Source organism: Vibrio sinaloensis (genome assembly GCF_000808535.1).
Lineage (GTDB): Bacteria > Pseudomonadota > Gammaproteobacteria > Enterobacterales > Vibrionaceae > Vibrio > Vibrio sinaloensis_D.
The window spans coordinates 247792-262789 of the sequence record NZ_JWLV01000009.1 but is presented as its reverse complement, the minus strand read 5'-3'; the positions used below and the strand labels follow the sequence as shown (position 1 = coordinate 262789).

Sequence of the window (14998 nt, the reverse complement as noted above, 5' to 3'; positions counted from 1 at the left end):
TGTTAAGCTGACTTTTTCAATTGGTGTGTACTGACGTGGGTATGTATCTATGTTTATAGTTTTGTAACTAAATTATAATGACAGATTGGCGTTTTTTCAGAGAAATAATCTGATGGAGTGACCTTTAGGCAAAAATGCCTTGTTGCTGGTGGCTTTGTAGAGGGAAATCGGTATATCTCCGACGGTGAGAGTAATATTCTCTAGCCGCGACAATAGCTTGTCGGTGTCATGGCAAATTACGATGTCGAGGGTGATGGAAGCGCTAGCGATATCGTGCGCTTCCATTGCTATGTAGACGTTCGCATCTACTCCATTTCTTCTGGTTCGGCTTCTTCTTGCAGTTCAAGTAAATTGATGGCGATTGAAACAAAGTCGCTGTCGGTAATAATGCCAACCAAATGGCCTTTATCTACCACAGGTAAACAGCCCACTTTGTGTTTCTGCATGTAGATTGCGCTCTCTTTCAACCCTGCTTGTGGCGCGACGGACATAATGCTGGTTTTCATCACTTCATAAAGCGGCGTATTGAGAGTATAGGACTGACTTTCGGGAAGTTTTTGTAGGCTTGATTCTTGTGCGGCGAGTACATCACGCTGTGAGACGACGCCCAATAACTTTCTATCCGCATCGATGATAGGAACATGACGGATGTCGAGCGCTTCCATCATGTTTTTGGCATCGGCGAGATTGTGGGAGCGAAGAAGCGTATGCGGGTTACGCGTCATCATATCTTCTACCTTAATCATGGCTGCCTCCTGATTTATTCTTTTTTGCTCTTTAAATATAGTGATTTTCTTCACTTGAGTTTGAGAGCTGAACGCGTTTTTGTCCCGATAACCGCAACTTTTTTGCGGTAAATCAATGGTGAGTTTACTCGGCGAGAGCGGGAGGCGAATGAAGGGGTAAATGGGGCAAATGATTACAATAATTCACATCTCTTTCCTTGATATTGCGAGCACGCAGAATATACTAGTCGGCTGCGAAAAACTCGTCGTCTGTTTGTGACAGAATCAGTTCGACTCACATGAAAAACCACGACAAAAGATTTAGTAACATGCAAGTATCTGATTTCCATTTTGACTTACCGGATGAGCTTATTGCTCGTTACCCACAGCCAGAGCGCACTGCGAGCCGTTTATTGCAAATGGATGGCAATACCGGCGAACTGGTTGATGGCACATTTACCGATGTTTTAGAGCAAGTCCAGCCAGGCGACTTGGTGGTGTTTAACAACACGCGAGTGATTCCTGCACGTATGTTCGGTCGAAAAGAGTCGGGCGGTAAGCTGGAAGTGCTTGTAGAACGCGTGCTGGATGAGAAAAGCATTCTCGCGCATGTTCGCTGCTCTAAATCTCCAAAGCCGGGAACGACGATTTTCATTGGTGAAAACGATGAATACTCAGCGGAAATGGTGGCACGTCATGATGCACTGTTTGAGCTGAAGTTTAACGCAGAACAAAATGTATTGGCGGTATTGGAAGAAATCGGCCACATGCCACTTCCTCCGTATATTGACCGCCCTGATGAAGATTCAGATAAAGAGCGCTACCAAACGGTTTACAATGAAAAACCGGGTGCGGTAGCGGCGCCAACGGCAGGTCTTCACTTTGATGAACCTTTGCTTGAAAAGATCAAAGCAAAAGGCGTTGAGTTTGCCTACGTTACCTTGCATGTGGGTGCAGGTACGTTCCAACCTGTGAAAGTCGACAATATCAATGAACACCACATGCATGCCGAGTACGTTGAAGTACCACAAGAAGTGGTGGATGCAATTAACGCAACCAAAGCACGTGGCGGCCGTATTATTGCCGTGGGGACTACGTCTGTACGCTCTCTAGAAAGTGCCGCGCAAGATGCGATCAAAAAGGGCACTGAGTTGGCTCCTTTCTTCGGTGATACCGAGATCTTCATCTTCCCAGGTTACGAATATCAGTTAGTGGATTGTCTAATCACTAACTTCCACCTGCCAGAATCGACACTGATCATGTTGGTCAGCGCATTCGCAGGTTATGAAAATACGATGAACGCATACAAACACGCTGTAGAGAACAAGTACCGTTTCTTCTCTTATGGTGACTCGATGTTCATCAAGAAAAAAACTGACTAGCCTTGTGCTAGTTAGCTTTTTCACCATTTATGATTTACGAGTGCTAGCAGTATGCTAGGAGGCTGACCAGAAGGCTGGTTGGTATCTCGCACGGAAGGCGACCGCTCCTACAATGGGATAATCCCGAAAATATCGTCAGACTGTTTCTCTGACAACCGGAGGCTTCGTGAAGTTAAAATTCGATCTTAAGAAAAAAGACGGTGTTGCACGTCGTGGTCAACTGACCTTCGAACGTGGCACAGTTCAAACGCCAGCATTCATGCCAGTAGGTACTTACGGTACCGTTAAAGGTATGACTCCTGAAGAAGTAAAAGGCACTGGTGCTGAAATCCTGCTTGGTAACACATTCCACCTATGGCTACGCCCTGGTCAAGAAATCATGAAAATGCACGGTGACCTGCACGATTTCATGAACTGGCACGGTCCTATTCTTACGGATTCAGGCGGCTTCCAAGTATTCAGCCTAGGTAAAATGCGCACTATCACTGAAGAAGGCGTACATTTCCGCAACCCTGTAAACGGTGACAAGATCTTCATGGACGCTGAAAAGTCGATGGAAATCCAGAAAGACCTAGGTTCGGATATCGTAATGATCTTCGACGAGTGTACGCCATACCCAGCGACGCACGATGAAGCGAAGAAGTCGATGGAAATGTCACTGCGTTGGGCACAGCGTTCTCGTGATCACTTCGATAAGCTAGAAAACCCGAACAACCTATTTGGTATTGTTCAAGGTGGTGTTTACGAAGACCTGCGTGATGTGTCTGTAAAAGGCCTAACTGAAATCGGTTTTGATGGTTACGCTGTCGGTGGTCTTGCAGTTGGTGAACCTAAAGAAGACATGCACCGCATCCTAGAGCACACATGTCCTCAGCTACCAGAAGACAAGCCTCGCTACCTAATGGGTGTGGGCAAACCTGAAGACTTGGTTGAAGGTGTTCGCCGTGGTATCGACATGTTTGACTGTGTAATGCCAACGCGTAATGCACGTAACGGTCACCTGTTTGTGACTGGTGGTGTGATCAAGATCCGTAATGCGAAACACAAAACGGATACAAGCCCTCTGGATCCGCACTGTGACTGTTACACTTGTCAAAACTACTCGAAGTCGTACTTGCACCACTTAGAGCGTTGTAACGAAATCTTGGGTGCTCGTCTAAATACGATCCACAACCTTCGTTACTACCAACGCCTAATGGAAAGTATCCGTACGGCGATTGACGAAGATCGTTTTGATGAGTTCGTGAAAGAGTTCTATGAGCGTCGTGGCCGTGAAGTACCGCCACTATCGAAAGAGCAGTAATTGACACGACATAAAGATTCAAAGCCTTTGGCATTTTGCCAGAGGCTTTTGCTAATAAAGTAGGCAAACGCAAGCTATTTTTGAGAGAGCGATCTCTATTAGTCACTCTCAGACTTGAAACTAAATTGCGAAAGCCCAACTTGGACATTAATAAAAAATACTAGAGGATGTTTTAATGTTTATTTCTCAAGCTCACGCAGCAGCAGAAGGCGCACCAGCAGGCGGCGGTTTCGAAATGCTAATCATGTTAGGTATGTTCGCGGTGATCTTCTACTTCATGATCTACCGTCCACAAGCTAAGCGTGTAAAAGAGCATAAGAGCCTAATGAGCTCGATGGGTAAAGGTGATGAAGTGCTAACAAGCGGTGGTCTAGTGGGTAAAATCACGAAAATCGCAGAAGACAACGACTACATCTCAATCGAGCTAAACACAAATAACGAAGTTGTTATCAAGAAAGATTTCGTTACTGCAGTGCTACCAAAAGGTACGCTTAAGTCTCTATAAACAGCTAAAGGATCTCCGCTGTGCTAAACCGCTATCCATTATGGAAGTATCTGATGGTGGTGTTAACCATCGCCGTTGCGGCCTTGTACGCACTTCCAAATATTTACGGTGAAGATCCGGCTATTCAAGTTACAGGGGCGCGTGGCGCCTCTGTTGATATGTCAACGCTGGATTCTGTCACACAAGCTCTTGATAAACAGGGCTTATCTCATAAATCCATTGCTTTAGAAAATGGATCTATTCTCGTACGTTTTAACGACACTGATACGCAAATTAGTGCTCGTGACGTGATCAATGAAGCGCTTGGCAAAGACAAGATTGTTGCTCTGAACCTTGCTCCTGCAACCCCTGATTGGCTTGAGTCTATTGGTGCAAATCCAATGAAGCTCGGTCTTGACCTACGTGGTGGTGTTCACTTCCTGATGGAAGTCGACATGGACGCTGCAATGGAAAAACTGGTTGGTCAGCAAGAGGAAGCGTTCCGCAGTGAGCTACGTGAAGCGAAACTTCGTTACCGTGCCATTCGCCCTGCAGGGAAAGACGGCGTAGAGGTTTTACTTCGCAACGCCGAGCAACTTGCTGAGGCCGAAGCGCTACTTAAGAAAAATCATCCGGATATGATCTTTGTTGATTCAGATTCGAATGGTCGCTTTGCATTGACCGCAACCTTTACTGAGCAACGTCTAACTGAAATTCGCAACTATGCGGTAGAGCAGAACATTACGATTCTGCGTAACCGTGTAAACGAACTGGGTGTTGCTGAGCCTCTTGTTCAGCGTCAAGGTGCAAGCCGAATTGTAGTTGAGTTACCTGGTGTTCAAGACACCGCTCGCGCGAAAGAAATTCTTGGTGCAACGGCAACGCTTGAGTTCCGCGAAGTGGACTCTCAAGCGGATCTTGCAGCAGCAGCCAACGGCCGCGCGCCAGCTGGCAGCGAAATCAAGCAAGACCGTGATGGTCGCCCAGTTGTGCTTAAGAAGCGTGTCATTCTAGGCGGTCAAAGCATTACTGACGCAAGTTCAAGTGTTGATGAATATGGTCGCCCTCAAGTTAACATCTCGCTAGACAGCGAAGGTGGTAACAAGATGGCTGCGTTCTCACGCCAGAACATCGGTAAGCTAATGGCAACGGTTTTCGCTGAATACAAAGACAGCGGTCGCCGAACTCCTGAAGGCCGTGTGATTCTGAACAAGCACGAAGAAGTGATCAACCAAGCAACGATTCAATCTGCGCTAGGTCGTAACTTCCGTATCACAGGTATTGATTCTGCGGCAGAAGCCCACAACCTAGCACTTCTACTTCGTGCAGGTGCTTTGATTGCACCGATCTCGATTGTTGAAGAGCGTACCATTGGTCCATCTATGGGTCAGCAAAACATCGATATGGGTATCCAAGCGATGATTTGGGGTATGGTTGCGGTAATGCTGTTTACCTTGGTTTACTACCGCAAGTTTGGCTTGATTGCTAACGTCGCGCTAATGGCGAACCTAGTGTTAATCATTGGTGTGATGTCGATGATCCCTGGTGCAACCATGACGCTACCGGGTATTGCGGGTATCGTTCTTACCGTCGGTATGGCCGTCGATGCGAACGTACTGATCTTTGAGCGTATTCGTGAAGAGCTTCGTGATGGCCGCAGCCCTCAGCAAGCAATTCACCAAGGTTATGCGAACGCATTCAGTACCATTGCCGATGCGAACATCACGACCCTAATCACAGCAATCATCCTGTTTGCAGTGGGTACGGGCGCGATCAAAGGTTTCGCCGTGACACTGTCTATCGGTATCTTAACGTCTATGTTTACAGCCATTGTGGGTACACGTTGTATCGTGAACCTTGCATACGGTGGTAAGCGAATCAACAAACTGTCGATCTAAGGCTAGGAATTAGTATGTTTCAGATTCTAAAAGCAGAAAATACGATCGACTTTATGCGTTGGTCGAAGCTGGCATTCGTGTTCTCAATCCTCATGATTGGTGCGTCTATCTTTACTCTCTCAACCAAGTGGTTGAACTGGGGTCTAGATTTTACAGGCGGTACGCTAATCGAAGTGGGTTTCGAGCAGCCAGCAAACCTTGAAGACATTCGTAGCGCGCTTGAAGCAAAAGGCTTTGGTGATGCAACGGTACAGAACTTTGGTAGTGCTCGTGACGTGATGGTACGTCTTCGTCCACGTGATGATGTTGCGGGTGAAACGCTGGGCAACCAGATCCTAAACGCTATCAAAGATGGTACAGGTGAAAGCGTAGAAATGCGTCGAATCGAGTTCGTAGGCCCCAACGTGGGTGACGAACTAACTGAAGCGGGTGGTCTTGCGATCCTTGTTTCGCTTATCTGTATCTTGATCTACGTATCGGTGCGATTCGAATGGCGTTTGGCAGCGGGTGCGGTATTGGCGCTTGCTCACGACGTTATTATTACGCTTGGTATCTTCTCTTTGATGCAAATTGAAGTGGACCTGACTATCGTAGCGGCGTTATTGACGGTGGTCGGTTACTCGCTCAACGATACCATTGTTGTCTTCGACCGTATCCGTGAGAACTTCCGTAAGATGCGTAAAGGAGAGCCAGCAGACATCATGAACAGCTCAATCACTCAAACATTGAGCCGTACCTTGATTACTTCTGGTACTACCTTGTTTGTAGTTATTGCACTGTTTACGCAGGGTGGAGCTATGATTCATGGCTTCGCAACCGCACTTCTACTGGGTATTACGGTCGGTACTTACTCATCAATCTACGTAGCATCAGCGCTAGCATTGAAACTGGGTATTACCAAAGAACACCTAATGCCACCTCAAGTAGAAAAAGAGGGTGCAGAGTTCGATGAGATGCCATAATCATCTCGATTAAGAGTGTAAAGCCGCTGCTTGTCAGCGGCTTTGTTGTTTTTGGAGGGCAGAGAATGCGCATACTCGTCTTATGGCTTGGTTTACTGTCATGTCACGCATCGGCGACGACTTTGCTGCTCACAACACCTATCCAAGAGTTTGTCTCTGACGTGCAATCGTCTTGGGTGCAATGTGAGGAGCAAGTCTGGTGTCAGGACGTGTTAACTTATTATCGCCATGACTACTATGGGCAAGCTGAACGGATTCATGAGCAGTGGGTGCTGGAGTTGTTCAGTGAGTATTCGAACCATCGATTCTCGGATCTTCAACTGAATCTGCGTAGTGATGGGTTTTCCTTGATCCACGTTGATATCGCTGGGGAGCAGTTTGATGTGAACCAGCAGTTAATCGTTAAAGGGGCTGAAGAGGCCGATAAAGCGCTCATTGAGTTCATTAATGCTTTTCCAGCTGGGCAGCCAAGAGTTTTAACTTGGCAAAGCCTATTATGGAAAGCCAAGTTGGTGAGTGATGGCGAGCTCATTTCGCTGAGTTTAATTCCGCGGTGAAACGCAAAAATAAACTTCTCTAGATGCCGCACACTTTTCTTATTGGCTACAAACTTTAAGTCATAACTTGTTATGATGGTTGAAAATAATAAATAGGAAGCAAGTCATGCCACATTTACGTTTTCGTGCAGTCGAACCACAAACGGTTCAAACTCTTTCTCAATCTCTCATTGACGGGTTGCAGCCTCATATGGATTGCCCAAGAGAGGATTTTACCTTTGAGTATATCTACAGTACCTTTTTCCATGAGGGGGAAGTTAGCGCAGCATACCCATTTGTCGAAGTGCTTTGGTTTGACCGCGGGCAAGAGACGCAAGATGCCGTGGCTAAGATCATTACTTCTCAAGTTCGTGGGATTATCGGTGAAGATGTCGATGTTGCGGTTATCTTTACGGCGTTGAATGCGCAAGGTTATTACGACAACGGATCACACTACTAGAGCCGATAAGAGCGGTTTCAATCGGCGCAAGCAAGGGAGCTCAAGGGAATGAAAATCACGTTCGGTTATCGAAAAGGCTTTTGGGCTCTGTTGCTTATTTTAGTGTTCTCACCAGCACACGCCAGCCCCTGGGAGCAAGTCACACAGCCTTCATCACAAGCGCCTCAGTCAATCGGCAGTTATGCTAATGGGTGCCTTGCTGGTGGTACCTCTCTACCGTTAAGTGGCGATGGTTATCAAGTGATTCGAAGTCAACGAGCTCGTTACTATGGTCACCCTGACGCAATTGGCTTTATCCAGCGTCTTGGTGCCTTGTCTCAGCAGCAGCTCTCCACACATATTTTGATCGGCGATATGTCACTGCCTCAAGGCGGGCGATTCTCTTCAGGGCATTCCAGCCATCAAACCGGCTTAGATATTGATATCTGGTTAAAACTGGCCGATGAGCCGTTGTCACAGACTCAGTTGGCAGAGCCCAAACCGCTTAGTGTCGTTAACATCGAGCAATACCAACTGCTGAAAAACAATTGGAACCCGCGACATTTTGAGCTGGTTAAACTGGCTGCAAGCGATGAGCAGGTGGCGCGAATTTTTGTTCACCCTGTGATTAAAGAGAAGCTATGTGCCAGTGAACAAGCGAGTGATCGGGCTTGGCTACGCAAAGTGCGCCCGTGGTGGGGCCATCACTACCATATGCACGTGAGGTTAAAGTGCCCGCAAGATAGCCGTCACTGTAAGCCACAAGCAGCGCCGCCACAGGGGGATGGTTGTGGTGCCGAGTTGGCGAGTTGGAAGCCACAGCCTAAGCCAGCAGCCCCAAAAGCCGCCTCTGTAAAAGCGAAGAAGAAATCACCAAAAGTGATGCCCGAACAGTGTCGACAACTTCTGGCTGTAAATGGTCGTTGATAAATTCATAATAGCCACACAGTTACTCTTGTTTTTGTAATTTAATTTCATATGTTCCGAACTCTAAGTACGAATAATTCGAACTCTGATTTTTCGTCTCTATCTAGTTACATTTCTTTTCTCTTTTTCAATTTTCGCTACGCTTTCACGTCTTTTGTGACGATTTTTACGGCTCTTTTTACCACTTGAGTTGATATAAATCATGGCTGTAGAGAACCAGAACACCTGATTTTCTCTGACCATAAATCCAAACGGTCTCTTTTTTCGTAAATAAATTACAGTTAACTACGTTTTAAGCACGACACGTTATTGAGGAACCGAGATGTTAGATACCCTCATGCTGTCGCGGATTCAGTTCGCGGCCAATATCAGCTTTCACATTCTTTTTCCGACCATCACCATCGCTTTAGCTTGGATGCTGGTCTTTTTTAAGTGGCGCTACAATCGCACTCAAGCACCTGTTTGGCTGGATGTTTATTATTTCTGGGTCAAAATTTTCGCCCTGACATTTGCTTTGGGCGTCGTGTCGGGTATTACGATGAGTTTTCAATTTGGTACCAACTGGCCTGGTTTTATGGAGCGAGTCGGCAATGTCGCAGGACCGCTATTAGGCTATGAGGTGATGACCGCATTCTTTATGGAAGCGACTTTCCTTGGGGTGATGTTGTTTGGTCGAGGCCGCGTCCCTGATTGGTTTCATACCCTTGCGACGGTATTGGTTGCGGTGGGGACAACCATGTCAGCGTTTTGGATCTTAGTACTCAACAGTTGGATGCATACGCCAAGTGGCTACGAAGTGGTCGATGGCATCGTACACGTCACCAGTTGGAAAGAAGTGATTCTCAACCCATCGCTGCCTTACCGCTTTGCTCATACTTTGCTCGCCTCCGCCTTGACGGCAAGTTTCTTAATCGCCGGTATCTCAGCTTATCAAGTGATTAAGCAGCCGAATCATCGAGCCGCTAAATTGGGCTTGAAAGTCTCTCTATTTGCGGCAGCAGGATTTATACCGCTGCAGATATTAGTTGGGGATTTGCATGGATTGAATACCCTAGAGCATCAACCTGCCAAAATCGCTGCGATGGAAGGAGTTTGGGAGACCGAGCAAGGAGCTCCTTTGCTGTTGTTTGCAGTGCCGAACGAAGAGACGCGAAGCAACGATTTTGCTGTTGGTATTCCTAAGCTCGCGAGTCTGATATTGACGCATAACCTTAACGGGGAGATTGCGGGTTTAAATGAGTTTGCGCCGGATCACCCTCCGGTCAAGCCGCTGTTCTTTGGTTTCAGAGTCATGGTTGGGGTCGGTGTGTTGATGTTATTGGTCAGTTGGCTTGGGGCGGCTAAGTTGGCTCGCAAAAAAGCACTGCCGAAGCCCTATCTTTATACCGTGTTGGCGATGACGTTTTCCGGCTGGGTAGCAACATTGGCTGGGTGGTACGTGACAGAGATAGGCAGGCAGCCGTGGCTTGTGAGTGGAGTTCTGAGAACCTCTGAAGCTGTGACCCCAGTTGCGAGCAGCCAAGTGATGATTTCGCTGGTTATGTATTTAGTGATCTACGCGATTTTGCTGGTGGCGTACATCCACACTCTGTTCTATTTGGCACGTAAAGACGTGGCAGCGCATCAAGTTACTCTAGAGCAACAAGAGGCCTAATCATGCTCGACTATTTACCAGAAATTTATCTTTTGCTGCTTGGCTTTTCGGTCTTTATGTACGCAGTACTTGACGGCTACGATTTGGGCGTGGGGATCTTGTTGCCTAGTGATAGTGAAGTTCAACGCGATAGGATGATTGCCTCGATCGGACCATTTTGGGATGCCAATGAAACCTGGTTGGTACTCGCAGTAGGTATTTTGTTGATCGCTTTTCCTACCGCACACAGTTTGATTCTTACCGAGCTTTATTTGCCAACGGCGATTATGCTGATTGCGCTAATCATGCGTGGGGTAGCGTTTGATTTCCGAGCCAAAGCAAACGCTGACCACAAACCGCGCTGGGATTGGTGTTTTAGGATCGGATCATTGGTGACCGCGCTGACTCAAGGTTACATGGTTGGCCGTTACATCATGGGCTTTGAGCACAGCAGTGAGGCGTTTGGTTTTGCTTGGTTAAGTGCTTTATGCGTCGCCGCCGCGTATGTCTACATTGGTGGTGCTTGGCTGGTACTAAAAACTGAAGGAGATTTACAGATCCGTTCAGCGCGATGGTCAAGGCGCGCGGGTTGGCTTGCTGCTCTGGGCATTCTGGCTGTGAGTGTGATTAACCCTATCGTCAACGAGCAGGTCGCTCTTCGCTGGTTTAGTTTCCCAGAAATCTTGCTATTAACCCCTGTACCACTTGTGGTGCTGGCGACGATATTTCTAGTCGACCGTTATCTGCGTCAAGTCCCTATGGTCAATGACCTCGGTGTCCGCTGGCCATTCTTTGGCGTTACTCTGATTTTTGCGCTCAGCTTCCTTGGCTTAGCGTACAGTTTTTTCCCAGAGGTGGTACCGGGCACCATGTCAGCAAAAGAGGCGGCGTCTTCTCCTGCAACTTTGATGATTGTCGGGTATGGGGTAATGATCGTGATGCCGATGATCTTGCTTTATACCTTCGCGGTGTATCGAATCTTTAAGGGGAAAGCGACGGAGTTGAGCTACAAGTAAAACATCGATACGAAAACGCCGCTCGAGGATGAGCGGCGTTTTATTTATTAAGCTAAGCCCTGAATAATAACGAACTTTTCGAGCAGTTCTTCTTCAGTCTCAATATGGTCTGGATCGGTGATGATACATTTAGTAATCGGACACACCGATTGACACGTTGGCTTCTCGTAGTGACCTTTACACTCAGTGCAGAGATCGGGGTCGATCTCAAAGATGGTGTCACCCATAGTGATCGCGCCGTTTGGGCACTCTGGGTCACACATATCGCAGTTAATGCACTTATCAGTGATCAGTAAAGCCATGCTTATTTACCTGTTGGGTTACGGGTATCCTGACCTGCATTTAAGTTACGCATTAATAGGCCGTATTCTAGGTCCATGTCTTGTGGAACTGGAATGAATACGAAGTGGCCGTTTCCTTTTGCGTCGTCGATAACTTCTGACTTGCGGTTTTCCATTGCTTCAAGCGTGAAGATTACATTGCCTTTTGGTGTCATCAGCTCAAGGCTGTCACCGACAACGAATTTGTTCTTCACTTCAACTTCAGCAAGGTCACCACGGCGTTTGCCAGTGAACTCACCCACAAATTGCTGCGCGTCAGATACCGAGTAACCGTAGTCGTAGTTTTGGTACGCATCGTGCGTGTGACGACGTAGGAAGCCTTCGGTGTAACCACGGTGCGCTAGGCTCTCTAGTGTACCCATTAGGCTTTCATCAAATGGTTTGCCTGCAACTGCGTCATCAATCGCTTTACGGTAAACCTGAGCAGTACGAGCACAGTAGTAGAATGATTTAGTACGACCTTCGATCTTCAGTGAGTGAACACCCATCTTGGTCAGACGCTCAACATGCTGAACTGCACGTAGGTCTTTTGAGTTCATGATGTAAGTGCCGTGCTCGTCTTCGTAAGCGGCCATCTTCTCTTCTGGACGGTGCGCTTCCGAAAGCAGAACCACTTCATCAGTAGGTTTGCCACGACCGATAGTCGTTTCAGGGCGCTCGTCTTGAACCTCAACCGCTTGCGCTTCTGCCGGGTCAAACTTCTCTACGATGTCGCCAGTGTCGTTTTCCTTGCCTTCTTCAACTTTGTATTCCCAACGACATGCGTTAGTACATGTACCTTGGTTAGGGTCACGTTTGTTGATGTAACCAGAAAGTAGGCAGCGGCCAGAGTAAGCCATACATAGAGCGCCGTGAACAAATACTTCCAGTTCAGTCTCAGGGCAGTGCTCACGAATCTCTTCGATCTCTTCTAGAGAAAGCTCACGAGAAACAATCACACGCTCAACGCCGTTAGCTGCCCAGAACTTCACTGTTGCCCAGTTTACTGCGTTCGCTTGAACAGACAGGTGGATTGGCATTTCAGGGAAGGCTTCACGAACCATCATGATAAGACCAGGGTCAGACATGATTAGTGCGTCAGGGCCCATCTCAACAACCGGTTTAAGATCGCGGATAAAGGTTTTTAGCTTAGAGTTGTGCGGTTGGATGTTACATACCACGTAAAGCTTTTTTCCTAGGGCATGAGCTTCATCGATACCGATTTTTAGGTTTTCGTGGTTGAACTCGTTGTTACGTACGCGAAGGCTGTAACGAGGTTGGCCTGCGTATACCGCGTCTGCGCCGTAGGCAAATGCGTAACGCATGTTTTTAAGGCTACCTGCAGGTGACAGTAGCTCAGGTACGAATGCTTTCTCAGTCATGTGTAATTCTCTTAATCTGATCTCAAGTCAGGCCGAACCCACCAGATGGGATCGGGGGCGCAAATTTTACGCCAAAATGTGACTTGTGACTAGGAAAAAGTCCATGACTACGGTGAGGGAATTGGCAAGCAGGTGCCCGACGGGTCGAGCACCTTAAAGAGAAGTTAAGCGTTAGGGTGAGGCAAACCGCCTAAGCACTCGTACAAGTTTGGTAAGAAGGCACTGAACTCACCGCACATTAGAGAAAAATCTGCATCGAAGCGAGCCGCTTGATCTTCGCGAGGAATATCATCGTTTTGATCTTTCAGTTCATCTGAGAATTTCAGGCGTTTGATACTGCCATCTTCTGCCAGAATAAACTCGATACGCTCTTGCCACCAAATCGCCAGCTTGGTCACCATCTTATCCGCTTCGATATGGCTGCGAATTTCATCGGCGGTCAGTTCTTGTTTCTTACAACGGATCACGCCGCCTTCTTCGAGTACTGACTTAAGTTCAGCTTCATCAAGCATTTGGATGCCAACGGGTGTTTCACCCGTTTTGACCCACTCTGTCAGCGTGTTTTCAATCGGCTTTTCAGGGATTGCAGGCACAACAGGTAGGCTACCCATGGTTTTGCGCAGCAGAGCTAGTACATCTTCAGCTTTCTTCGAGCTGCTTGCGTCAACCAGAATAAAGCCTTCTTTTGGCAGGATGAGCACATATGTGTGGCTGCTGCGGCTAAATGCACGTGGCAGCAAATCCATCACGATGTCGTCTTTTAGATTGTCTTTCTCTTTCTTTTTAAGAGGGCGACCTTCTTGTGCTTCCATCGCTTCAATTTTTGCGTTCAATGAATCTTTGATTACTGACGCAGGCAGCATTTTTTCTTCTTTTTTGGCACACACAAGAATGCGGTTTTCAGAGACGTGAGTCATCATGTCGCCATGTTTACCCATCGCTGTAACCCAGCCAAATTTTTGCTTATCTTGGCTGCCACATGGGGTAAAACGAAACTCAGCTAACTGCTTTTCTAGTTGATCTGCATTGAATTCGATTTCACGGTTAAAACGATATACCAGACAGTTTTTAAACCACATACTCTTTCTCTATACCTTAAAAATTGCAGCTAATCATAAAGACTTTTGTCGAGTTTGTCTTACTGCAAACACACAATAGTGGGATGAAAGTTATATGAAAATTTGTTTTCAAAGGTCACAAAAGTGTCATAATTGCTAGTAATAATGCTTATCGTTGCAAAGGGTTAATGCCCGATTAAATTCAACTAAAACAAAGGTTATTCAATTATGTCTAGAAGGATTCTGGTTGTTGAAGACGAAGCGCCAATTCGCGAAATGCTATGCTTTGTTCTTGAGCAAAAAGGTTACCAAGCAGTAGAAGCGGAAGATTACGACTCTGCGGTAACTAAATTGGCTGAACCCTTCCCAGATCTAGTACTGCTAGATTGGATGCTACCTGGTGGCAGTGGTATCAACTTCATTAAGCACATGAAGCGTGAAGAGCTGACGCGTAATATCCCAGTCGTGATGTTGACTGCGCGTGGTGAAGAGGAAGACAAAGTTCGCGGCTTGGAAGTGGGTGCGGATGATTACATTACTAAGCCATTTTCACCGAAAGAGCTGGTGGCTCGACTAAAAGCGGTGATTCGTCGCGTTACACCGACGGCGCTAGAAGACGTCATTGATGTCCAAGGTCTTAAATTAGACCCCGTTTCTCACCGCGTGACCGCGAATGATGAAGCGCTCGATATGGGACCGACTGAATTTAAAATGTTGCACTTCTTTATGACGCACCAAGAGCGCGTGTACAGTCGTGAGCAATTGCTTAACAACGTATGGGGCACCAACGTGTATGTCGAAGATCGTACTGTTGATGTTCACATTCGTCGTTTACGTAAAGCCTTAGAAGCCGCCGGTCATGATAAGCTGATCCAAACAGTGCGCGGTGCAGGCTACCGTTTCTCGACCAAAGCGTAATTGAGAGACGAATTC

The 14998-nt window shown here is 47.1% G+C and carries 15 protein-coding genes; 11 read left to right on the top strand and 4 right to left on the bottom strand.

Annotated elements, in window-relative coordinates; all coding sequences use genetic code 11:
• Positions 1 to 305: 305 nt before the first annotated feature.
• Positions 306 to 746 carry a CBS domain-containing protein gene (locus RJ47_RS07040; RefSeq protein ID WP_005471529.1) on the bottom strand — a complete coding sequence of 147 codons (441 nt, stop codon included), beginning with the start codon at positions 744 to 746 and terminating at the stop codon, positions 306 to 308.
• 308 nt (positions 747 to 1054) lie between these two features.
• On the opposite strand from RJ47_RS07040, the gene queA reads away from it, so the two are divergent.
• The 10 genes from queA (at position 1055) to RJ47_RS06990 (ending at position 11305) form a co-directional block, all read left to right on the top strand.
• Positions 1055 to 2107 (top strand): tRNA preQ1(34) S-adenosylmethionine ribosyltransferase-isomerase QueA, encoded by a 1053-nt coding sequence (gene queA, locus RJ47_RS07035; protein WP_038139897.1) that lies wholly within the window; start codon positions 1055 to 1057, stop codon positions 2105 to 2107.
• Between the two features lie 166 nt (positions 2108 to 2273).
• A complete protein-coding gene (tgt, locus tag RJ47_RS07030) occupies positions 2274 to 3410 on the top strand; it encodes a tRNA guanosine(34) transglycosylase Tgt (RefSeq protein WP_005471490.1) in 1137 nt (378 codons plus the stop codon).
• Positions 3411 to 3585: 175 nt separating this feature from the next.
• Positions 3586 to 3915 carry a preprotein translocase subunit YajC gene (yajC, locus tag RJ47_RS07025; RefSeq protein ID WP_004747918.1) on the top strand — a complete coding sequence of 110 codons (330 nt, stop codon included), beginning with the start codon at positions 3586 to 3588 and terminating at the stop codon, positions 3913 to 3915.
• A gap of 20 nt (positions 3916 to 3935) precedes the next feature.
• Positions 3936 to 5792 carry a protein translocase subunit SecD gene (secD, locus tag RJ47_RS07020; RefSeq protein ID WP_072016636.1) on the top strand — a complete coding sequence of 619 codons (1857 nt, stop codon included), beginning with the start codon at positions 3936 to 3938 and terminating at the stop codon, positions 5790 to 5792.
• A gap of 14 nt (positions 5793 to 5806) precedes the next feature.
• Positions 5807 to 6754, top strand: coding sequence for a protein translocase subunit SecF (gene secF / locus RJ47_RS07015; RefSeq protein ID WP_005471464.1), 948 nt, complete (start codon positions 5807 to 5809; stop codon positions 6752 to 6754).
• A gap of 65 nt (positions 6755 to 6819) precedes the next feature.
• Positions 6820 to 7311, top strand: a complete 492-nt coding sequence (locus RJ47_RS07010) for a hypothetical protein (RefSeq protein ID WP_039482666.1) — start codon at positions 6820 to 6822, stop codon at positions 7309 to 7311.
• A 106-nt stretch (positions 7312 to 7417) separates the two neighbouring features.
• On the top strand, positions 7418 to 7750 hold the full coding sequence (locus RJ47_RS07005; protein WP_005471597.1) for a DUF1904 domain-containing protein: 333 nt from the start codon (positions 7418 to 7420) through the stop codon (positions 7748 to 7750).
• A 48-nt stretch (positions 7751 to 7798) separates the two neighbouring features.
• The gene (gene mepA / locus RJ47_RS07000; RefSeq protein WP_082016327.1) at positions 7799 to 8656 is read left to right on the top strand and encodes a penicillin-insensitive murein endopeptidase; all 858 of its coding nucleotides are present in this window, start codon (positions 7799 to 7801) and stop codon (positions 8654 to 8656) included.
• Positions 8657 to 8978: 322 nt separating this feature from the next.
• A complete protein-coding gene (locus tag RJ47_RS06995; RefSeq protein ID WP_039482664.1) occupies positions 8979 to 10310 on the top strand; it encodes a cytochrome ubiquinol oxidase subunit I in 1332 nt (443 codons plus the stop codon).
• A 2-nt stretch (positions 10311 to 10312) separates the two neighbouring features.
• Complete coding sequence (locus RJ47_RS06990) at positions 10313 to 11305, top strand: cytochrome d ubiquinol oxidase subunit II (RefSeq protein ID WP_039482662.1); 993 nt, start codon at positions 10313 to 10315, stop codon at positions 11303 to 11305.
• 47 nt (positions 11306 to 11352) lie between these two features.
• Here RJ47_RS06990 and RJ47_RS06985 read toward each other — a convergent pair whose 3' ends face one another.
• The 3 genes from RJ47_RS06985 to rdgC all read right to left on the bottom strand — a co-directional run bounded on the left by RJ47_RS06985 (position 11353) and on the right by rdgC (position 14086).
• A complete protein-coding gene (locus tag RJ47_RS06985; protein ID WP_038139904.1) occupies positions 11353 to 11607 on the bottom strand; it encodes a YfhL family 4Fe-4S dicluster ferredoxin in 255 nt (84 codons plus the stop codon).
• 2 nt (positions 11608 to 11609) lie between these two features.
• A complete protein-coding gene (gene yegQ / locus RJ47_RS06980; RefSeq protein ID WP_038139905.1) occupies positions 11610 to 13007 on the bottom strand; it encodes a tRNA 5-hydroxyuridine modification protein YegQ in 1398 nt (465 codons plus the stop codon).
• A gap of 164 nt (positions 13008 to 13171) precedes the next feature.
• Positions 13172 to 14086 (bottom strand): recombination-associated protein RdgC, encoded by a 915-nt coding sequence (gene rdgC, locus RJ47_RS06975; RefSeq protein ID WP_005471494.1) that lies wholly within the window; start codon positions 14084 to 14086, stop codon positions 13172 to 13174.
• Between the two features lie 207 nt (positions 14087 to 14293).
• Between rdgC and phoB the strand changes: the two genes are divergently transcribed.
• The gene (gene phoB, locus RJ47_RS06970; RefSeq protein ID WP_004747931.1) at positions 14294 to 14983 is read left to right on the top strand and encodes a phosphate regulon transcriptional regulator PhoB; all 690 of its coding nucleotides are present in this window, start codon (positions 14294 to 14296) and stop codon (positions 14981 to 14983) included.
• Positions 14984 to 14998: the final 15 nt, after the last annotated feature.